Annotated in this window: 19 protein-coding genes; 7 read left to right on the forward strand and 12 right to left on the reverse strand. The window is 34.5% G+C overall.

Annotated elements, in window-relative coordinates:
* Positions 1–112: 112 nt before the first annotated feature.
* Positions 113–403, reverse strand: a complete 291-nt coding sequence (locus QI155_RS10040) for a GIY-YIG nuclease family protein (RefSeq protein WP_068859652.1) — start codon at positions 401–403, stop codon at positions 113–115.
* 808 nt (positions 404–1,211) lie between these two features.
* Positions 1,212–2,633, reverse strand: a complete 1,422-nt coding sequence (locus QI155_RS10045; protein WP_281321538.1) for an alginate export family protein — start codon at positions 2,631–2,633, stop codon at positions 1,212–1,214.
* Between the two features lie 1,043 nt (positions 2,634–3,676).
* Between QI155_RS10045 and QI155_RS10050 the strand changes: the two genes are divergently transcribed.
* From QI155_RS10050 to QI155_RS10065, 4 genes are read left to right on the forward strand one after another with little or no spacing between them, the layout of a single operon-like run.
* Positions 3,677–4,273, forward strand: a complete 597-nt coding sequence (locus QI155_RS10050; RefSeq protein ID WP_068859560.1) for a tetratricopeptide repeat protein — start codon at positions 3,677–3,679, stop codon at positions 4,271–4,273.
* Between the two features lie 4 nt (positions 4,274–4,277).
* The gene (locus QI155_RS10055) at positions 4,278–5,273 is read left to right on the forward strand and encodes a DUF3108 domain-containing protein (protein WP_143600669.1); all 996 of its coding nucleotides are present in this window, start codon (positions 4,278–4,280) and stop codon (positions 5,271–5,273) included.
* A 2-nt stretch (positions 5,274–5,275) separates the two neighbouring features.
* Positions 5,276–7,783 carry an excinuclease ABC subunit UvrA gene (gene uvrA, locus QI155_RS10060; RefSeq protein ID WP_068859564.1) on the forward strand — a complete coding sequence of 836 codons (2,508 nt, stop codon included), beginning with the start codon at positions 5,276–5,278 and terminating at the stop codon, positions 7,781–7,783.
* Positions 7,780–8,712, forward strand: a complete 933-nt coding sequence (locus QI155_RS10065) for an RluA family pseudouridine synthase (RefSeq protein WP_068859567.1) — start codon at positions 7,780–7,782, stop codon at positions 8,710–8,712. Before uvrA ends, QI155_RS10065 begins: the two co-directional genes overlap by 4 nt.
* 1 nt (position 8,713) lies before the next feature.
* Here QI155_RS10065 and QI155_RS10070 read toward each other — a convergent pair whose 3' ends face one another.
* Positions 8,714–9,475, reverse strand: coding sequence for a hypothetical protein (locus tag QI155_RS10070; protein ID WP_068859568.1), 762 nt, complete (start codon positions 9,473–9,475; stop codon positions 8,714–8,716).
* A 381-nt stretch (positions 9,476–9,856) separates the two neighbouring features.
* Between QI155_RS10070 and QI155_RS10075 the strand changes: the two genes are divergently transcribed.
* From QI155_RS10075 to QI155_RS10085, 3 genes are read left to right on the forward strand one after another with little or no spacing between them, the layout of a single operon-like run.
* Positions 9,857–10,273: a DUF3842 family protein gene (locus QI155_RS10075; protein WP_068859570.1), complete on the forward strand. Its 417-nt coding sequence runs from the start codon at positions 9,857–9,859 to the stop codon at positions 10,271–10,273.
* Positions 10,266–10,457 carry a CooT family nickel-binding protein gene (locus QI155_RS10080; RefSeq protein ID WP_068859572.1) on the forward strand — a complete coding sequence of 64 codons (192 nt, stop codon included), beginning with the start codon at positions 10,266–10,268 and terminating at the stop codon, positions 10,455–10,457. Before QI155_RS10075 ends, QI155_RS10080 begins: the two co-directional genes overlap by 8 nt.
* A 7-nt stretch (positions 10,458–10,464) precedes the next feature.
* Entirely contained in the window at positions 10,465–11,268 is an 804-nt protein-coding gene (locus tag QI155_RS10085; RefSeq protein ID WP_068859575.1) for a hypothetical protein, read from the forward strand.
* 865 nt (positions 11,269–12,133) lie between these two features.
* On the opposite strand, the gene lpxI is transcribed toward QI155_RS10085, so the two are convergent.
* Genes lpxI through QI155_RS10130 form a run of 9 tightly spaced genes read right to left on the reverse strand, consistent with a single transcriptional unit; the run spans position 12,134 to position 20,770 of the window.
* Positions 12,134–12,934, reverse strand: coding sequence for a UDP-2,3-diacylglucosamine diphosphatase LpxI (gene lpxI, locus QI155_RS10090; protein ID WP_068859577.1), 801 nt, complete (start codon positions 12,932–12,934; stop codon positions 12,134–12,136).
* Positions 12,925–13,704 (reverse strand): acyl-ACP--UDP-N-acetylglucosamine O-acyltransferase, encoded by a 780-nt coding sequence (gene lpxA, locus QI155_RS10095; protein WP_068859579.1) that lies wholly within the window; start codon positions 13,702–13,704, stop codon positions 12,925–12,927. Before lpxA ends, lpxI begins: the two co-directional genes overlap by 10 nt.
* Before the next feature lie 13 nt (positions 13,705–13,717).
* Positions 13,718–14,140 carry a 3-hydroxyacyl-ACP dehydratase FabZ gene (gene fabZ / locus QI155_RS10100; RefSeq protein ID WP_068859581.1) on the reverse strand — a complete coding sequence of 141 codons (423 nt, stop codon included), beginning with the start codon at positions 14,138–14,140 and terminating at the stop codon, positions 13,718–13,720.
* Positions 14,133–15,155, reverse strand: a complete 1,023-nt coding sequence (gene lpxD / locus QI155_RS10105) for a UDP-3-O-(3-hydroxymyristoyl)glucosamine N-acyltransferase (RefSeq protein WP_068859583.1) — start codon at positions 15,153–15,155, stop codon at positions 14,133–14,135. The genes fabZ and lpxD overlap by 8 nt, the downstream gene beginning before the upstream one ends.
* On the reverse strand, positions 15,152–15,688 hold the full coding sequence (locus QI155_RS10110; protein WP_068859585.1) for an OmpH family outer membrane protein: 537 nt from the start codon (positions 15,686–15,688) through the stop codon (positions 15,152–15,154). The genes lpxD and QI155_RS10110 overlap by 4 nt, the downstream gene beginning before the upstream one ends.
* 20 nt (positions 15,689–15,708) lie before the next feature.
* Positions 15,709–17,955 carry an outer membrane protein assembly factor BamA gene (bamA, locus tag QI155_RS10115; RefSeq protein ID WP_068859587.1) on the reverse strand — a complete coding sequence of 749 codons (2,247 nt, stop codon included), beginning with the start codon at positions 17,953–17,955 and terminating at the stop codon, positions 15,709–15,711.
* Positions 17,956–17,989: 34 nt separating this feature from the next.
* Positions 17,990–18,274 (reverse strand): hypothetical protein, encoded by a 285-nt coding sequence (locus QI155_RS10120; RefSeq protein ID WP_348650835.1) that lies wholly within the window; start codon positions 18,272–18,274, stop codon positions 17,990–17,992.
* Positions 18,244–19,368 carry a phosphomannomutase/phosphoglucomutase gene (locus tag QI155_RS10125; RefSeq protein WP_281321539.1) on the reverse strand — a complete coding sequence of 375 codons (1,125 nt, stop codon included), beginning with the start codon at positions 19,366–19,368 and terminating at the stop codon, positions 18,244–18,246. Before QI155_RS10125 ends, QI155_RS10120 begins: the two co-directional genes overlap by 31 nt.
* The gene (locus QI155_RS10130; RefSeq protein ID WP_068859590.1) at positions 19,340–20,770 is read right to left on the reverse strand and encodes a mannose-1-phosphate guanylyltransferase/mannose-6-phosphate isomerase; all 1,431 of its coding nucleotides are present in this window, start codon (positions 20,768–20,770) and stop codon (positions 19,340–19,342) included. The genes QI155_RS10125 and QI155_RS10130 overlap by 29 nt, the downstream gene beginning before the upstream one ends.
* Positions 20,771–20,772 lie beyond the last annotated feature (2 nt).

The raw sequence follows: 20,772 nt of genomic DNA on the forward strand, positions 1-20,772 counted from the left end.
ATTAAAGAATCTATCTGGTGAAAAAGGAGGAGATACTTCACCTTCGGCTCAGGGTGACAGCCAACAATACTGTCATTCTGAGGCACGAAGTGCCGAAGAATCTCATCTTTTTTCAAACAATCTCCTCATATAAATCCTTCCACATTGGGTTAAATTCCTTTATCAAATCCTCCTTTTTTTCTCTCTTCCATCCTTTTATTTGTTTTTCCCTGTTGATTGCTTCCTTTATATCATTGAAAACTTCATAATATACAAGCTTTGTTAGATTATACTTAGCAGTAAAGCCTTCTACTAGTTTATTTTTATGCTCGTAAACTCTTCTTACCAAATCATTGGTTACACCTGTATAAAGAACAGTGTTATATTTATTCGTCATAATATAAACATAATAATGTTCACTCATGGCATATTTTATCATAAAATACTGACAGAAAAGGAGGAGACCCTTCGGCTTACGCCTCAGGGTGACAAACAACAATACTGTCATTCTGAGGGAGCGTATGCGACCGAAGAATCCCCTCCGAATGTTGTCATTCTGATCCCTCTTTTTTGTCATTCTGAGCGTCAGCGAAGAATCTCCTTCTTGTCTTAAAGGAATGAGACCCTTCGGCTTACGCCTCAGGGTGACAATAAAGGATCATTCTGGATTTTTTATTTTGTCATTCTGAACGGAGCGATAGCGAAGTGAAGAATCCCCTCTGTTTTCCGTCATTCTGAGCCGAAGGCGAAGAATCTCATACTTATTTCTGAGAAAGTTCCTTCGCTCTGCTCAGGCCAGCGACTCGGGGTATTGAACCCCTTCAGAATGACAGAAAGGAATGAGACCCTTCGGCTTCGCCTCAGGGTGACAATAAAGAGGTGTCATTACGAACATATTTCCATGTCATTCGGAGGCACGAAGTGCCGAAGAATCTCATCTTTTTTCTCAAAGGAGGAGATCCTTCGCCTTCGGCTCAGGATGACAGCCAACAATACTGTCATTCTGAGCGTCAGCGAAGAATCCCCTCCTTTTAACAATCGGAAGGAGATCCTTCGGGGCATTGAGCACCTAAGGGTGACAAACAACAATACTGTCATTCTGAGCGTCAGCGAAGAATCCCCTCCTTTTTTTCTGAGAGATTCCTCGGGACATTGAGTCCCTCGGAATGACAATAAAAAAGGCGGGGAGGAATCCCCGCCCTATGACGGACACGGTGCGTTTTTTTTAATTATTAGAATCTAAGCTGGATACCATGTCTTACTGCCCAGGCATCATCAGGATCTTTACCATTGTCGAGTTTGTATGCATCGCCGGGCCAGAAGTATCCACCTTCTACAAAGTAGGTAAGACCTTTGTCAATCTGGTATGTTACTTTTGCATCAACTTCCCAGCCAAGGTCTTTGTCACGTTCTGAGTAACCATTAATTGCTACTGATCTGTGGGCTCTTAACCAGTAACCATAGAGTTCTGCTTTGAGGTCCTTTGTGATGTCATAGGCACCACCGAATTTTACATACTGGGTATTGCAGAGTCCTGTTCTGTTCGGATTGGATTTTAGGGGGTCAATTAAACTTTCGCATGCTGATGGTGTAAAGTATTCATAAACAAAGGTGTAGTGCTGTTCCTGTCCAAGTGCTGTTATAAAGGCTTCATTTTTGTCGGAAGTGCTGCCTTTGTCACCACTACCAATTGCATACTCAAGGGTAAGGGAAAGTGGCATTGTCTTAAATTTGTAATCAAGTCCTGCCATGGCTGCCCAGCCACTGAGTTTTATTTCTGGGGATAAATCTCTAATTTTACCAGTCTGAAACTCTACATCAGCTTTAAAGTTAAGTCCTGTTCCTGCAATGTCATCAACATTTCCTCTTAAACCAAAGTTCCAAAGATGAATGTCTGAACCAGCTCCAAATAATCCAGCATTCTGATGGTCAACATAGGTTATATCAGCGCTTAAGCCAAAGCCTTTACCTGCATAGGCAGCTAAAATTCCATATGCTGTTGCATCATCATTAAGAGTGTTGCTATTCTCTGCAAATTTAATTGTATGAACTGCAAGGGTGAGTTCTTTCATTGGCTGAACAAAGAGCAAGATTGCATCATCACCAAAATAGGTGTGGTCAAAGAAAAGCCCATAACCAAGTTTAATAAGCTGACGACCTACTTTAATTCCTGCTGGAACACCAAGTAGCCCTGTTCCTTGATACTGAATCCATGCCTGACGGATTGTAACACTGGATTCCTTTGTGTTACCAACGTTGTATACTCCTCTTGCACCACCAGATGCTGAACCCCATGTTACGTTATCTGCAGTGGTTGTTCCGCTTTCAAGCTCAATATATCCAGTTGTATTTGGAGTTACCTTTGCTTCAAGATTGAGTCTTACACGATAGTCGTAATTGGCTGTGTTTTTGTATACATATTTGTTAGGCGCTGGAGTATCAAGGTTAACAGGATATTTTGATTCATCTACTACTCGTAAATTGCTCCCATAGAATCCTCTGAATCTCAATTCACCGCCTAAGGTTATCTGGGTTTTACCTTTTGCGATTACTGCTGTTGTGTCTGCGGGAATTTCTGCTGGTGCTGCATAGCTGAGTGCAGCAAAGCCTAAGAGAAGAACTAATACTGCTAAAATACTTGCATATTTTTTCACTTCCTAACCTCCAATTGGTTAGTTCAGTTACACCGCCAAAGACGGTGGTACTACATAATAAGGATGAGATTCTTCCCCTTCGCTGTTGCTCAGGGTCAGAATGACTCCTACGTTAATGCACCGTGTCCGCCTCTCACCTCCTTTGTTTTTTAAGTTTTAAAAAAGTTTACCATACTTTTTTTATGTTGTCAAGTGTTTTTTGAGGATGAGATTCTTCACTTCGCTAACGCTTCGTTCAGAATGACAAAAAGAGGGGATTCTTCGCTTCGCTCAGGGACAGATAAAAGAAGATCCGAATGACAGAATAAAATTCAGAATGACAACCCCTTTTGTCATTCCGAGGGGGTCAATCCCCCGAGGAATCTCTCAGAAAAAAGAGGGGGATTCTTCGCTGACGCTCAGAATGACTCCTTCCTTTGTCACCCTTTTTTTCTTCTGTCACCCTTTTTCCCTCTTTTCTGTCACCCTGAGGCGTAAGCCGAAGGGTCTCCTCAAAAAATATGAAAAATAATTTTTCAAAGAACATTTTTTTGTCTAAAAAAGCAAATTTTTTGCCATATGGGGAGGGTTGATTTTTAAATGTTTCTTTTTAATTTGTGTGTGTTTTTTGATACATTTTGTTGAAAAAAAAGGACAGAGGAGGGGATTCTTCGCTTACGCTCAGAATGACTTTTTTATTGTCACCCTTTTTTCTTTCTTATCACCTTTTTTTCTTGTCACCCTGAGGGACGAAGTCCCGAAGGGTCTCATTCTTTTGAGACAAGAGAAGGAGATTCTTCGCTATCGCTCAGAATGACAAAAAAAGAGGCTCAGAATGACAGTATTGTTGTTTGTCACCCTGAGGCGCAAGCCGAAGGGTCTCATTCTGATTGAAAAGGAGGGGATTCTTCGGCACTGCGTGCCTCAGAATGACAGGGAAAGAAAGTAAGGGATTCTTCGCTATCGCTCCGTTCAGAAGGACAGAATAAGGGGAGTAAGGTGATAAATAAAGGAATAAAAGAAAAAAGTTGATAAAAGTTTACAAAAATAAATAAAATTTAATTATGCCAAAGCAGAAAATTAACACAAAACTTAAAATAATCAAGAGAAACAAGCACGATATAGCAATTGCTAAATATACAAAAATTATTGAAGCAGAACCAGGAAATTATCAGGCTTATAAGGAAAGGGGAAATGCCTATTACAGAAAAAAACTCTATCATTTAGCTATTGCTGATTACACAAAGGCTATTGAGCTTAAACCTGATTACTTCCTTGCCTACAACAACAGAGGTATTGTTTATTCTGTTCTGGGATTGTATGAACTTGCCATTTCTGACTATAACAAAGCCATAGAACTTAAGCCTAACAATGGTATGCCTTACAATAACAGAGGCTTTACTTTTTTGTTAATGGGTAAAATTGAAGAGGCTGAAAGGGATATAAAAAAATCTGTTGAGTTAAACCCAAATAATATTTATGCATTAAACAGTATGGCTGAGCTTTACGCAGCAAAGGGAATGCCTGAGGAAGCCTGTGAATGGCTAATTAAAGCAATCAGCAAAGGATACAATAACTGGAATTATCTGAAAAATTCCAAAACCTATGATCCAATAAGAAATCATCCATGTTTTAAGGCTATTCTTGAAAGAAAAATTTAGGGATATGAAGTTCAAATGGATTGCAATAGCTTTGGTTATTTCTCTATTTTTTCACATCGGAGTATTGCTTGGCTTTGGTAAAATTCATATTAGCCTTCCTTCCTTTTACTTTATAGAAACTTTCATTCTTTCAAAAGAAAAAAAGCCAACAACCTCACCTGAACTTAATGAAAAAATTCAGCAAGAAAGTGAAAATGTAAGTGAAAAAAATGGGAATAGTGAAATTCAAAGGGATACAACTGAAGAAAAAGAAGAATATTTAACACAGAATGAAGTTGAAAGTCTAAGCAAACTCTCTGAAGAGAAAAAAACAGAAGAAGTCCCTGTTATTCATAACAACTTTAAAAAATTCATTAATGAAAAAATGAGATTTGACATATACTGGATGGGAATTTATGCAGGTTATGCATTGATTAATGTAAAAGGAAATGAAAAGGAAGTAAAAATTATTTCAGAGGTTCATTCTGCACCATTTATTTCAAATTTCTACTATGTAAATGATAAGGCAGAAAGTACAATTGAACATGGAAAACCAAAACATTTTAGATTTTTGCAGATTGAAGGAAAACATAGAGGTGACAAAGAAATCCATTTTAACTATGATTCTAAAGAGATTACATTTATAAATCACATTAAAAATAAAGTTTCCATTCATAAGGGTGTTGAAAAGGTCTTCATGGATGTTTTATCAGGCTTTTTCTATCTTCGCAGTTTATCCATTGAATTAAATAAACCTGTTTTAATTGACATCTTTGACAGTGACAAATTCGCTACAGTTGAGGTAAAACCTATAAAGGAAGAGGTTATAGAAACTTCACTTAATAAAGAAGTGAAAGCTTTGGTTGTCAAACCTGAACTTACAACAGAGGGATTATTTAAAAGAAAGGGCGATATTTTTATCTGGTTAAGTAATGATGAAAGAAAAATTCCATTAAGAGTTGAAACAAAGGTTTCTGTTGGTAGAGTTGTTGCAGAATTAAAGGAGTACAAAAAAGACTAAGGATGTCTCAAAATTACATTGTAATCAAAGGTGCAAGACAGCACAACCTGAAAAATCTTAATTTGTCTCTTCCAAGAAACAAATTAATTGTAATTACAGGACCTTCTGGTTCAGGGAAGTCTTCTTTGGCAATTGATACAATTTTTGCAGAAGCCCATAGAAGATATTTACAGAGCCTGCCAATTGAGTCAAGAACAATATTTGAACAAATTCAAAAACCTGATATTGATTATATAGAAGGGCTTTCTCCTGCTATTTCTGTTGACCAGAAAACTATTTCAAAAAGTCCTCGTTCAACAGTGGGAACTATTACTGAGATTTACGATTATTTGAGACTTCTTTTTGCCAAAATAGGGAAACCCTTTTGTCCTAAATGTGGCAGACCCTTACATTCACAGGATATAAATAAAATGATTGATACACTTTTGAGTTTGCCTGCAGGAACAAAAATTCAGGTTCTATCACCTATTGTAATAGAAAGAAAAGGAGAACACAGGGCAGAAATTGAAAAAGCAAGGGCTGAAGGGTTTATAAGGGCGAGAATAGATGGTAAAATTGTTGATTTAACACAGGATATATCGCTTAAAAAAAATATCAGACATACAATAGAACTTGTTGTTGACAGAATCATCGTAAAGGAAAATTACAAAAAACAAATAAGACGGGCTTTGGAGTTAGCACTCAAACATTCTAATACAATTGTAGTGAATATTGTTGAAGAAGATAAAGATTTAATTTTCAGCTCTCTTCTTTCATGTCCGAGCTGTGGAATAAATCTACCTGATATTGAGCCAAAACTTTTTTCTTTTAACAGTAAATACGGAGCCTGTCCTAAGTGTAGAGGATTAGGATTCGAAAATATTGAATCAGAAGAAGAGGAAATTGACGAGATTAGTCTAAAGACCTGTTCACTCTGCAATGGTAATCGATTGAGACAGGAAGCCCTTGCTGTAAAGATAAATGGAAAAAATATCGCAGAGCTTTCAAATCTTACCCTTGATGAACTTGAAATTTTTATTAGAGAACTCTCTCTAAGTTCCTATGAAAAAAAGGTTTCCGATAGAATCATAAAGGAGATATTTGTAAGGCTACAGTTTTTAAAAAAAATTGGGATTTCTTATTTAAGTCTTAATAGACCCTCCTTTAGTCTTTCAGGTGGTGAAGCACAAAGAATAAGGCTTGCAACACAGCTTGGTTCCCATCTAAGTGGTGTTTTATATGTCTTAGATGAACCAAGTATAGGACTTCATCCAAGGGATTTTAGTAAATTGATAGAAAGCTTGAAGGAGCTTAAAGAGAAAAAAAACACTCTTATAATTGTAGAACATGATGAATCTACTATTAAAAATGCGGATTTAGTCGTAGAGTTAGGTCCTGAAGGTGGAGAAAAGGGTGGTTATTTAGTAACTGTAGAAAGCCCTGAGAAATTACTTTCCAATCCTTCTTCAATTACAGGTAAGTATCTTTCGGAGAAAGAAGGAATTAAAATACCTAAAGAAAGAAGAAAACCAAAGGGTTTTATCAGATTATACGGTGCAGAGGCGTTTAATTTAAAAAATATAGATGTGAAAATTCCTCTTGGAGTTTTCCTTTGTGTTACAGGAGTGGCAGGCTCTGGAAAAAGTACTCTGATTTTTGAAATTTTATACAAGGCATTAATGAGGGAACTTTATGGTTCTGATATAGTTGCTGGAAAATTTAGAGCAATTGAAGGGATTGAACAGATAGACAAAGTTGTATGCATTGATCAGTCTCCTATTGGAAGGACTTCTCGGTCAACTCCTGCTACTTACACACAAGTTATGAACGAGATAAGAGAGTTATTTGCAATGCTTCCAGAGGCAAGAATTAGGGGATATACAAAATCAAGATTCAGCTTTAACCTTTCAGGAGGCCGCTGTGAATCCTGTCAGGGGGATGGAATGAAGAGAATAAAAATGCACCTTTTACCTGATGTCTATGTAATGTGTGATAGTTGTAAAGGAAAAAGATACAATGATGAAACCCTAAAGATTACATACAAAGGCAAAAGTATAAGTGATATTCTTGAAATGACCGTTTCAGAGGCTTTAGAGTTTTTTTCAGCTGTTCCAAGGCTAAAACATAAATTGCAATTGATGGAGGATATAGGGCTTGGATATATAAAACTTGGTCAGCCTGCAACAACCCTTTCAGGTGGTGAGGCACAGAGAGTTAAACTCACTAAGGAACTAAGTAAAAAGGCAACGGGAAAAACCCTTTATATCCTTGATGAACCTACAACAGGACTTCATATGATTGACATAGAGAGACTTCTTAGTATTCTTCAAAGACTTGTTGAAAATGGAAACACAGTTATAGTTATCGAACATGACATTGACATTATAAAATGTGCAGACTACATTATAGATCTTGGTCCTGAAGGTGGCACTCAAGGAGGATACATTGTTGCAGAGGGAACACCTGAAGAGGTTGCCATGAATTCGTCATCATACACAGGTAAGTTTTTAAGGAAAAAATTGGGATTATGAGTGTAAGCTTTAGTATTGAAAGTTTTGATGAGGGGAAAAGAGTTGATTTATTTGTCTCTGAAAAGCTGAACATAAGCAGAGCCAAGGCTCAGGAATTGATAGAAAAGGGTTATGTCAAAATAAATAATTCAGCAAAACCGAAAAGTTATAAATTAAAGCCCGGTGATTTTATTGAGATTTATGAAGATAAATTAAAACTAAATGAAGAAAACCAAGAATTAATTCCACAAAATATTCCCATTGAGCTGATCTATAGGGATGATTATTTAGTTGTTCTGTCAAAGCCAGCTGGTATGGTTGTTTATCCCTGTGCTGGACATAAAGAGGGAACTCTTCTTAATGCTTTAGCCTATCATTTTAAAAAACTTGCAAATATTGGTGCACCACTAAGACCAGGAGTTGTTCACAGACTTGACAAGGATACTTCAGGAGTGATTGTTATTGCCCTTGATGACAGAGCCTATTATGGATTGGTTGAAATGTTCAAAAAAAGACAAGTAAAGAAGGAATATCTGGCAATCGTTTATGGCGAGTTAAAGGAAGGGGGTACGATAACTCTTCCAATTGGAAGAGCAGAAAATGATAGAAAAAAGATGTCAACAAAGGCAAAGAGGGCTAAAGAAGCTATTACAGAATGGCAGGTACTTGAAAATTTTAAAAATTACACTCTTGTAAAAGTTAAAATAATTACTGGAAGAACCCATCAGATAAGAGTTCACTTTTCAGCAATTGGACATCCTCTTTTAGGTGATAGAACCTATGGAAGGAAAACATATATTGAGAAGGGGAATAAAAAAATACCTGTTTTAAGACAGATGCTTCATGCATGGAGAATTGAGTTTAAACATCCTGTAACTGGTGAGAATCTAAAGTTTGAATCACCTTTGCCAGAGGATATGAAAAAAGTTGTGGAGCTCTTATATGATTAGGCTAATAATCTGTTTTTATGAGGAGCACTCCCTTTTCATCGGCTAATTTTTCAGCATCCTCTTGTGTTTCAGCAGAGACAACAGTTGGAATTACTTCTTCTTTTAGAAGTTGAGCTAATATTTCAGCTCTTTCAATTGCTCTTTCAATGTCATCCTTGTATAAACTGTATGAAACCTCTACTGCAAGAACTACAGGTTTTTGTGTGGATTTAATTTGTCCCTTTACAATGATATCAAGTCTTAATAGGCTATCCCTTTGTTCTTCTGTAATTAAGCCCTTTTCTTCTGCATCATCAAGGATTGGAAGTATTTCTTCAAATTGAATAAGTTTTGTCTTTCTTAGAAGTTTTCCGAAATAGGCATAATATTTTTCCCTTATTGTTCTTTCAAAATCTTTTCCTTTGAATCTGCCAAATTCTCCTTTTAAATAAGCCACGTCTTTCTTTAAAATCTCTACATCTTGTTTAAGTATTGCTACGTCTTGTTTAAGTACTGCTACGTCTTGTTTAAGTATTGCTACGTCTTGTTTAAGGATAGCCACATCCTGTTTAAGAATCTCTACATCACTTTCAATTTTTTCAACTCTTTTCAAAAGTTCATCAAATTTTTTTGGAAGTTCAAGGAGTTCTGTAGTTAAAATAATTTTCCTTAATTCTTCAAGCCATTCTGGATGACTTTTAAGAGCGCGCAATATATCTGCAAAGGTAACTATAGGATATTGTTCCATCTGTTTTTCTAAATCTTTTTCTTGTGTTGCTGGCATATTTAATTATAACAAAAATTATAAAAGTAGATTAAAAAAATGTGATATTCAGCATGGGCATTCTGTATCTTTCTTTTCAGTCGTTCTGAGCCTTTTACTCTCTCATTTTGTTACACTTTTTCTTTGTCATTCTGAGCGATAGCGAAGAATCTCATCCTTTTTGAGAGATTCCTCGGGACATCGAGTCCCTCGGAATGACACAGAGGAAGGAGACCCTTCGGCTTCGCCTCAGGGTGACAAGAGGAGGGAAAAAAGAATGAGACTCTTCGGGACTTCGTCCCTCAGGGTGACAAAACCTTTAAAGATAATTTTCTCTATCGGCAACTTCAGGAAAAATTTTAATGTTGACTATTTTCTGAGAATGAATTTATTATTTAAAAAATGTTAAAAATTGCTGTTATAGATGGTCAGGGTGGTGGCATTGGAAGTTATATCATTAAGGCTTTAAGAGAAGCCTTTGGTGACAAAATAGAAATTTTGGCACTGGGAACAAATGCTGCTGCAACTGCCAATATGATGAAAGCTAAAGCAAATAAAGGAGCATCAGGAGAAAATGCCATATCATGGAACTGTACAAAAGTAGATTTAATAATCGGTCCTTTAAGCATAATTGTATCAAATGCTATGATGGGAGAATTAACTGCAAAAATGGCAGAAGCTGTATGTAATTCTTCGGCAAAAAAAATTCTTTTACCAGTAACGCAGGAAAATATTGATATAATAGGTGTAGTAAAAGAACCTCTTCCACATCTTGTGGAAAAATTAATCCTTCATTTAAAGGAGGAGTTAAATGTGTGAAGCCAATGCTTACATAATTAAAGATGGCAAGGAAGAAATATATTTAGAAGCAGTTGATATATTGAAACCAGAGGGAGATGAAATTTATTTGCGCAGTATTTTTGGAGAACAAAAGATTTTCAAGGGAAGAATAAAGGAGATGTCACTGCTTAACCACAAAATAATCTTAGAGGAATATAAATAATTTTTCAATGTTAATCAGATTTATCAATTTTAAAATCTGTAATGCCTTCCTTAATATGGCAATTGATGAGGCAGTTAATTTATTCGTAAGAAAAGATAAAGTTGTTCCTACTTTTAGATTTTATGGATGGGAAAGCCCTTCGATTTCCATTGGAGAATTTCAGAACATTAATGATGTTAACATTGATTTTTGCAGTAAAAAAAATATTCCTATAGTAAGAAGACCCACTGGTGGTAAAGGAATTTTTCATTTTGACGATTTAACATACAGTTTTTCTTCAAAAAAAGAGGGAATTTTTAAAGGAAGTCTGTTTAAAAGTTATGAAATTATAAGTCAAATATTAGGGTATGCATTTATTCTATCTGGATTAAATGTAGAGATTCGTAGGGAAAAAAGAATTACTAATAGAAGTGCTTTGTGCTTTGCTCGTTCTTCCTTTGGTGAGATTTGTTATAAAGAATTTAAAATTGTAGGATCAGCACAGAAAAGATGGATTGATGGATTTTTACAGCAGGGAACAATTCCTTTGAAAGTAAACAGAGAGCTAATTAAAGAAGTATTTAATATCGATGATGGCAATCTTAACAGGATTTATGGAATAAAGGAACTTTATGAAAATTTTGAGATTTATAAATTTATCGACAATGTAAAAAAAAGTTTTAAGTCTTTTGGTTTTGAGATTCTTGAGGAGGAGATTCTTGAGGAGGAACTTGCTGTGGCAGAGGAACTTCTTGATAAGTATCAGAACCCTGGGTGGCTTCTTGGGAAAAATCTCCACCAGTTTGCAGGTAATAGGCAAAGTATGCAGTAAATATAACCATAGTGATATAAATATGGGCAAATTGAGTTAAAAATTGATATACTGCAACTAATAAAGCTCCTACTGTAGGAATTATTGCTATAATAGAGCCGATTGATAAAATAAATCCTCCTGTTAATACATAGATAACGAATAATAAAAAGGCTCTAAAAAGACTATTTGGATTAAGTAATATATATTTCTTTGTCTCTTTGATCGCTTGCAGGGCTGTCAAATTTTTAGCTACGATTCCATAATAACCTATAAGCGTAAATGATATCCATATAATAAATGCTATTAAGGCTGAGATTAATATTGTTAAATAGAAGAAAACACTAAAAAATATGTAAACTGAATGGCTGTATTGTCTAAGTAGTTCAATAAATGAACTGCTTAAATCACTAATCAAACCAAGTATAAAGGTGAAGCTAAAAAATAAAAGAGCAGAAAAAATTGAATAAGCCCCGATTTTCCAGAAAAATTTTTTACCATAATGGTGAAAATCTTTCAAATTAAAAATTATACCTCTTTCAAGATATTGATAAACTATTCCTAAGGTCCCTGAAAAAATATAAATCCATAAACTAATAACAAATATGATGTAGATTACCAAACTAAGGAGAAAAACAACGGCAATTATCAAGAATTTTTTTAAAAGATTTATTGATGAAATTATAATTTCAATAAAGCTTCCCTTTAGAATATCAGTCAAGTCAATTCCAAAAATTACAAATAGAACACCTAAGGGAATACTCAATATAAAAAAAAGACTAAAAAAAGCTACAAATAAAAAGGCAAAATGAATAAACAATATCTGGTAGTTTTTATGGACTGTTTTTAACCCTTCATTTATGGAGCTGAAAATGTTCAATTTTATTTAACACCCTATTATTATGATATCAAATTCATTAGCCCTGTTTACCATATCCTGCTTCTGTATTATAATAGATTTTTTTGCTTCTAAAGCTAAAACTCTTGCTTTAGCAGTCTTCATGTTTATTATTGTCTGTAATCCAACAGCAGGGGGGTCAAGTTTTAAATTTTGCTGAGGTTTGCTTACCTTTACAACAACGGTATCTTCAACATATTTACCTGCCCTAAGTATTGTTTCATCTGTTCCTTCCAATGCCTCAACAGCAACTACAGACTTGTCCTTTACTACCACTGTTTGACCAATGTCAAGCTCTCCAATTTTTTTTGCAATATTGAAACCGTATAAGATGTCTTCCATCTCTTTTTTTGATGGCTTTTTTTTAGTTAAAACTCCCTGGGGAGTTAACAATTCCGGACAGTATTTAGTTAATTCAACAAGCTTTATTCCTTCCTTTAAAAGTTCATTTTCAACTATTTGTAAAAGTTCATTATCTCCTCTCATTTTTGCTGAGAATAACATTTTTAAAGCTTTCATATCGGGCTTTATTCTTTCAGTTTCGTAGATAATTTTTTTAGGCACTTTCCCTGTAAGTATCAGTTCATTTACATTATTTTTCTTTAGAAAAGATATAATTTTCCCAACCTTTCCAATGTTCATTTTTTCATAGTTATCAGCATATTTAATTAAGTTTTCATCTGCCAGCCCTTCTAAGGCAACAATTGTTAAAGAATAGTCCTTTCCCTTTAATGTTCTGGCAATGATTGAAGGTAGTTCACCTGCTCCAGCAATTAGTCCTATCTGCATATACCTCTTTTATTTGCCTCAATAAATTCAATGAGATGCCGAATTTCGGGGATATCTGGAAGTTCCTGGTTTATTTTTTCTATGGCTTCTTTTAATGATAATTTGTCTCTGAATAGAATTTTATAAGCTTTCTTTAAAGTATTTATTGTTTCTTCACTAAAGCCCCTTCTTTTTAAACCTACAGTGTTAAGTCCATAAAGCTTCGCTCTTGCCCCAGATGCCATTGTAAATGGTGGTATATCCTGACCTACTCCGCTAAAGCCTCCCACCATTGCATAGGCTCCTATTCTTGTAAATTGATGTATGGCTACCATGCCTCCGATAAAAACATAATCTTCCACTATAACATGCCCCGCTAAAGTAGCAAGATTTGCCAATATTACTGAGTTTCCAATTTTACAGTCATGGGCTATATGAACATAAGCCATTATAAAATTATTATATCCAACTGTTGTCCATCCATCTCCTGAAACAGAAGCCCTGTGTATGGTTACATACTCTCTTATAATATTGTTATTGCCAATTTTCACACCTGTAGGTTCTCCTTTGTATTTCAAATCCTGTGGTGGAAATCCTATTGTAGTGAAAGGATAAATCTGGCAATTTTCTCCTATTTCAGTTTTACCTTCAATGTGGACATGACTTATCAACTGTGTACCTTTACCAATTTTAACATTGTCTCCAATTATACAATAGGGACCTATATAAACATCGCTTTCTATCTCTGCTTTAGGACTTATTATTGCTGTTTTATGAATATTCTTAGACATATTCTCTCCCTGTTTATTTTGTTACCATAGCTGTAAATTCCGCTTCTGTTACTACCTTATCATCAACCTTTGCTAATCCTGCAAATTTCCATACATCGCCTCTTCTATGTAAAACATTTACTTCAAATCTGATTTGATCCCCTGGTATTATTGGTTTACGAAATTTTACTTTTTCAATACTCATGAATAAAACTCCTGTGCCTTCTACTCCTGATTTAAAGGCAAGAACACCAGCTACTTGAGCCATTGCTTCAACTATTAATACTCCGGGCATTACAGGATTACCGGGGAAATGTCCCTGAAAAAAGGGTTCGTTAATGGTAACATTTTTTATACCAACTGCCTTTTCATTAGTTTGTATTTCTAAGATTCTGTCAACTAAAAGAAAGGGATATCGGTGTGGTAGAATGTTCATTATTTCTTTGATATCAATCATTTCTCCCCTCCAGTTTTTTAATTTTTTCTTCCAATTCTTTTAATTTTTTATACATTTCAGGAAGTTTTTGAAATATGGCACTTGCTTTAAGCCATTCTCTATGAGGCATAATAGGTGTGCCTGAAAAAACTCCTTTTTGAACTTTACCTGGCATAACTCCTGATTGGGCTGTAATAATTGTTCCAGATTCAATTTCTACATGGTCAGAAATTCCAACCTGTCCTGCAAGAATGCATCCATCACCAATTTTTGAACTTCCCGCAATTCCCACCTGTGCAACGATTATACAGTGTTTTCCAATTTTTACATTGTGGGCAATTTGAACAAGATTATCTATTTTTGTTCCAGCACCTATTACAGTATTTCCAGTTGTTGCTCTGTCAATGGTCACAGATGAGCCAATTTCAACATCATCCTCAATAACAACACCGCCAATCTGAGGGATTTTGTTATGTTTTCCCTCATGAAAAATATAGCCAAATCCATCAGAACCAATTACTGTACCTGCGTGAATGGTTACTCTGCTTCCAATTTTTACTTTTTCTCTGATTGTTACATTGGAATAAATTACACAGTCAGAACCTATGAAACTATCCCTGCCAATAAAGGTGAAGGGATAGATAACTGTATTGTCACCTATTGTGACATTTTCATCAATGTAAACAAAGGGATAGACAGTAACATTGCTACCAATTTTAGATGTTTCCGAAACAAAGGAATTTTTGCTGATTCCTTTATGTGGATGGGGGTTAACATAAAAAATTTCAAGAAGTTTAGCAAAAACCAATTGAGGATTTTCAACGATAAGCTGAGCTTTCTGTATGTTTTCTATTTTTTCTTTCACAATAAATGCCGATGCCTTTGATTCTTTAGCTATTTCAATATGTTTTGACGATGTAATATAACTTATATCGCCTTCCTGAGCATCCTCAAGTCCTCTTACTCCTGTAATTTCAATATGAGGATTTCCCTCAACTACAGCGTTGAAAATCTCAGCTATTTGGCTAAGTTTCATTTCTTCCCTTTTTGAGTTGATGTTTTCTGATTAAAAAGGGAAATGATTTTGTCTGTTACATCTATGTTGGGAGTATTGTAAATGATAAACTGTTCTGCCTTTTCTAAGATTAAGTTGTATCCTTCTTTTTGAGCAAATTCATTAATAATCTGTCTTATTTCTTTAAGCATACTCTGTGTTATTTCATTTTGTTTTTTTTGGAGTTCTACCTGATAGTCTGCTGCTGTTCTCTGAAGGTCTCTACCTAAACGCTCAATTTCTTCTTCTTTTGATTTTCTTGCTTCTTCACTTAAAACAGATTTCTTTTTTTCATATTCTTCCCTGAGAGTCTGAATTTTTTTCTGCTTTTCTTCTAAGGTTTTTTGTCTTGAATCAAGCAAGCTTTGAAGTTCTGAAACAGCCTTTTTACCTTCCTCTGATTCATTTAAAACTCTGTAAAGATCGACTAACCCAATTTTGACCTCTGCCTTTACAAAGGAAACAAAGGTTAAAACAAAAGCTAAGCTTAAAAAAACCGTAATAAACTTCCTCATTCTAAGTCCTCCTTATTTTTTTAGAAGAATGAACCAAATCCAAACTCAATCTTTGATTTTGATTCTCCTTCTTTTCTGTTAAGATTTATTCCATAGTCAATTTTTAAAGGTCCAAGCGGTGAAAACCATCTAAAACCAAATCCAGTTGTATATTTAATATTTGAACCAAATTTTTCAGTTTCATCGTATCCTTTTCCTAAGTCAAAAAATATTATACCCTTTAATTTCATCTCTGCAACAATTGGGAATAGATACTCTATATTTGCTATTATAGCTCTTTTTGCACCAATTGGGTCATTTTTGCTGTCCTTTGGTCCTGCTTCACCATAACCTAATCCTCTAATTGTATCAAGTCCACCGATGTAAAATCTTTCGTAAAGGGGATATTTTTTACCAAAGAGTTTATCTGACATACCGATTCGTCCTCTTAAATGTAAGGTTGATTCTTCAAATATTGGGATATACCATCCAAGATCAAGCAAGCTTTTCCAAAAACCTGTATCTCCTCCTAAACCAGCAACAGTAAAACTCAGTGAATGTCTTCTTCCCTTTGAAGGGTCAATGTAACTGTCACGGGTATCATTAACTATCTGAAAAGTAATAGAGCTTGTAAGTAAATTCCCTTCCATATCTTTTACTATTGTATCAGCATCTTCAGCAACATCTGAAACTTTTGTTTTTTCAATGTCATAGGTTATTGATGCAGACCAGTCTTCTCCATATCTTTTACCAAAGGTAATTGAAAGCCCATTTGCATCCCTTGTATAGTTAACATACTCTCTTTTTTGTCTGTAAAGGTTGAAACCAAAAAGAAGAGGTTTATCAAGAAACCAGGGGTCTCTAAAAGCTATTGTATAGTAAGAACTTTTCCCACCAAGCTCTCCTCTTAAAGTTAAAGAATATCCCCTACCAAAGAGATTTGTTTGTGTTACATCTACCATTCCTATGAGATTGTCTATAGAACTGTAACCACCACCTATTGTTAAAAAGCCTGTTGGTTTTTCTTTAACATTAACATCAAGGTCAACAGTTTTTTTATCGGCATCGGGTTTTTGATTTATATCAACTGTTTCAAAATACTGAAGGTCCTCCAGTCTCCTTTTACTTTTCTGAATCTTACTTGCAGAGTAATCTTCACCTTCGTCAACTCTTACTTCTCTTCTTATAACTTTGTCAATTGTTTTAACATTTCCAGAGATGTTTACCCTTCCAATGGTAAATTTTTCTCCCTGTCTTATGTTATAGACTACATCTACTGTTAATTTTTCTTCATTAGGAATAACATCTGGCATTACAGATGCAAGGGCATAACCTCTATCAGAATAATAGGAAACTATTGCTTCAATGTCCTTTCTCATTTTTCCTTTGCTAAAAACCTCTCCCGCTTTAACTTTTATAAGTCCCTTTATTTCTGTTTCTTCCTTTTTATCCTTAATCCCTTCAAGTTTTAAAGATGAAATTTTAAATTGCGGACCCTCTGATATTGGAATTATAATGGTCATTGATTTTTTATCCTGTGAAAATTCAAGTTTTGGTTCACCAATTGAAACCTTTAAGTATCCATTGTCATGGTATAAATCTTTAATTTTTTCAAGATCCTGAAGCATTTCATATTTTTTATAAAATCCACTGCCTGTAATAAAGGAATAAAACTTCCTTTCAGTAGTTGCCATGACCTTTTTAATTTTCCTGCTTGACAGGGCTTTATTGCCTTCAAATTTGATCTCTTTTATTTTTACTCTGTTGTTTTCTTCAATTACATAGGTTAATTCAACTTCTTCTTCTGTTTTTTTCTTCAATACAGGTACAATTTTTGCAAAATAATAGCCTTCACTTTCATAGAAGGCTTTTAATCTTAAAGCATTATCATTGATTAGTGTTACATCTGCAATTGCACCAGGTACAATTGTCACAACTTCCTTTAACTTGTCCTCATCATATTTCTTGTTTCCTTCAAAACTAACTTTTACAATTGTAGGTTTTTCTTTAACTGTATAGATTACTTTTACACCACCTTCAAAGGGTTCTATATCAACCTTTACGTCTTCGAAATAACCCATTTTATATATTGATTTTATATCTTCTGAAATTTTCTCCTGAGATATTTCTTCACCAAGTTTAATGGAGATTTTATTTTTGACTGCTGCAGGCTCAATTCTTTTAATTCCCTTTATTTCAATACCTGTTATCTTTGGCAGTTCCTGAGAATAAATTGTAATTGGTGCAAAAAGAAAAAAAATTAAAATTATCAAGAAAAATCTTTTCATAAAGCACCTCTTAATGTAAAAGTTTTTAAGTATATCACAATATTTTATAAAATTGAAATACTTCAAAAAGTCTTTGATGAACAATGGCTTTTATGTCTTCAAGGGCTTCTTCTGTTTCTGCTTCAAAGCGTAAAACTAAAACAGGTTGCGTATTTGATGCTCTAAGTAATGCCCATCCCTTTGGAAAATTAATCCTTACTCCATCAATTGTCACACATTCGTATTTATTGAAATGCTCTTTAAATTTTTCAACAACAATAAATTTTTTGTCATCGGGACAATTTATTCTTATTTCGGGGCTAAAGTGACAACTTTTGATACCTCAAGTAATTTGCTTAATCCATAAGGTTTAAAGTTTTTTTTCATAATCTCAACAAGTCTTAAAGAAGCATATATTGCATCGTCATATCCAAAGTATCGGTCATTAAAAAATATGTGTCCACTCATCTCTCCTGCAAGTAGAGCATTCTCTTCCTTCATTTTCTTTTTTATTAATGAATGTCCTGTCTTCCACATAATGGGTATACCACCCATATTTTTTATTTCTTCATACATAATTTGGGAACATTTTACTTCACCTATTATCTTTGCCTGAGGATTTTTTGATAAAAGCTCCCTTGCAAATATGACCATTAATTGATCTCCCCATACGACATTGCCATTTTCATCAATTACACCAAGTCTGTCTGCATCACCATCATAACCTATACCAATTTGGGCTTTTTCTTTTAAAACAGTGTCTCTTAAAATTTGAATGTTTTCAGGAACAACAGGATCGGGATGATGATTAGGAAATCTTCCATCGGGTTCGCTGAAAAGTTCTATTACTTCTGCACCGAGTTTTTTAAAAATCTCTGGAGCAACAAGTCCCGCAGTGCCATTACCAGAATCAATAACTAACTTTATTCCTTCAAAGGAAGGAAATTGATTTATCATGAAATTTTTATAGTCTTCTATTATGTCATAGGTTTCCACAGTACCCTTTTTTTCATTAGTTATAAAGTCCTTATCAAGGATAATTTTTCTTAAAAGTTTGATTTTTTCTCCAAAAATCGTTTCTTTTCCGATGCTTAATTTAAATCCATTATATTCTAATGGATTGTGACTTCCTGTAATCATTATTCCGCCATCTAAAGGAAGCCTAAAAAGAGAAAAATATTGTAGTGGTGTAGGGCACATTCCTAAGTCAATTACATTAACTCCGCTTTCTGTAATGCCTTTTATGAGGGATCTTTTTAATCTTTCAGAGTGCAGTCTTGCATCCATTCCAATAGAGAGTTTTTCAGGTTCTTTACCTGTGTCTTTTTTTATCAAAGAAATAAAGGCTTTACCGACTAAATAAGCAGTCTCATCGGTAAGGTCTTTTCCATAAATACCTCTTATATCATATTCCCTGAATATCTGATCTTCCATAAATATCCTCTAATCTCTTTATATCATCTTCTTCCACATATTCTCCAACCTGAACTTCTATAATTTCAAGAGGAATCTTTCCCGGATTTTCAAGTCTGTGAAGAGTGCTTTTGGGAACATAAACAGATTCATTTTCATGAACAAAATGTTCATTCTGCCCGATTAAAACCTTTGCTGTTCCCTTTACAACTACCCAGTGTTCAGACCTATGATGATGCATCTGTAAAGACAGGGATGCTCCTGGATTTACTGTTATTCTTTTGATTTTATATCTTAAGCCTCTTTCAAGTAAGGTAAAACTACCCCACGGTCTGTATACAGTTGTATGTTCTTCTACCTCAGGATAGGATTTTTCCGATAATATATTTACAATATCTTTTACTTTCTGACACTCACCCTTTTTAGCAATAAGTAAAGCATCATCTGTCTCAACTATTATTAGGTCTTCAACTCCTAAGGTGGCAATTAATCTTTTGTTACCTAATATTAGGGTTGATTTTGTCGATATATTTATTGTTTCTGCTATCTTGGCATTGTTGTCTTTGTCTTTTGGTAAAACTTCATATAGACTTTCCCATGAACCAATATCAGACCAGAAAATTTCAAGGGGAAGTAAAACACCTCTCTTTGTTTTCTCCATTACCGCATAGTCTATTGATATATCTGGTAAATCTTTAAAATTTCTTAAAACTTGCTCATAGGGCTTTTCAAATATTTCTGCCAAAGGAGGAATATATTCTTTAAACTCTGCAATTAATTGGTCAGCAGTGAAGGCAAACATTCCTGAATTCCAATAATAACGACCATCTTCAATGTACTTTTTTGCTGTTTCTATGTCTGGTTTTTCTACAAACTGTTCTATTTCGTAGAAATTTTTGTTTTCTCCGTCGGGATTATTAACTTTAATATAGCCAAAGCCTGTCTCTGGCCTTGTTGGTTTTATTCCAAAGGTAACAATAAATCCCTCCTTAGCAATCTTTTCTGATTCATTAACATAATTTATAAATTTTTCAGCAGGGTCAATTAAATGGTCAGAGGGACTTACAAAGAAAACTTCATCAGAGGGAACTCCTTTTTGTAATGCCTTTTTTATTGCAAGGGCTATTGCTGGAGCTGTGTTTCTCTGGACTGGTTCAAGAATTACTTCTGTTTTTATTGATTCTCTTAATTTTTTCTTTATTTCTTCTATTTGCCCATAAACATAAAATTTATATTTTTCATTGGTTATAATTAAAATTTCTCCATCGGGAAATAAAGAAAATCTCCTAATAGTTTTCTGGAAAAAACTTTCTGCCTCACTGTTGTCTTTTGCAGGAATTTTTAAAAACTGTTTTGGGAAATTTTTTCGGGAAAGAGGCCAAAGCCTTGTTCCTGAACCTCCTGCTAATACTATGAATTTCATTT

Source organism: Thermodesulfovibrio sp. 1176 (assembly GCF_029946585.1).
Classification (GTDB): domain Bacteria; phylum Nitrospirota; class Thermodesulfovibrionia; order Thermodesulfovibrionales; family Thermodesulfovibrionaceae; genus Thermodesulfovibrio.